1 pseudogene (only partly in view) is annotated in these 450 nt (G+C 64.4%); it reads right to left on the reverse strand.

Annotation, left to right across the window (positions count from 1 at the left end):
* Positions 1-450 (reverse strand): annotated as a pseudogene (locus A37U_RS0137535) (beta-ketoacyl synthase N-terminal-like domain-containing protein); its annotated part runs 1,087 nt beyond the window's last position; the annotation flags it as partial.

Here is a 450-nt window from a genome sequence, read left to right on the forward strand (position 1 = left end):
CCAACGAAAAACCCAGGTCCCCCAGCGCCATCTCCGGACGCGCCAGCACATACTCACGCAACCGGGCAGCCTGATCCCGCAACGCATCCGGAGTCCGACCGGACACCAGGAACGGCAACGAACCGGCAACCTCNACCGACTCCACAGNCTCAACCTCCGGAGCCTGNTCCAAAATCACATGCGCATTCGTCCCACTAATCCCAAACGACGACACCGCACCCCGGCGCGGNCCATCGGAGGTCCACGCACGGGACTCCTGCAACAACTCAACACCCCCACCATCCCAGTCGATCTTCGACGACGGCCTCGACGCGTGCAAAGTCCTCGGCATCACCCCAGCCCGCAACGCCTGCACCAGTTTGATCACCCCACCCACCCCGGCCGCAGCCTGGGCATGCCCCAGATTCGACTTCAACGAACCCAACCACAGTGGACGCCCCGGNNNNCGNT

Origin of the sequence: Sciscionella marina DSM 45152 (assembly GCF_000379465.1) — a bacterium.
GTDB lineage: Bacteria > Actinomycetota > Actinomycetes > Mycobacteriales > Pseudonocardiaceae > Sciscionella > Sciscionella marina.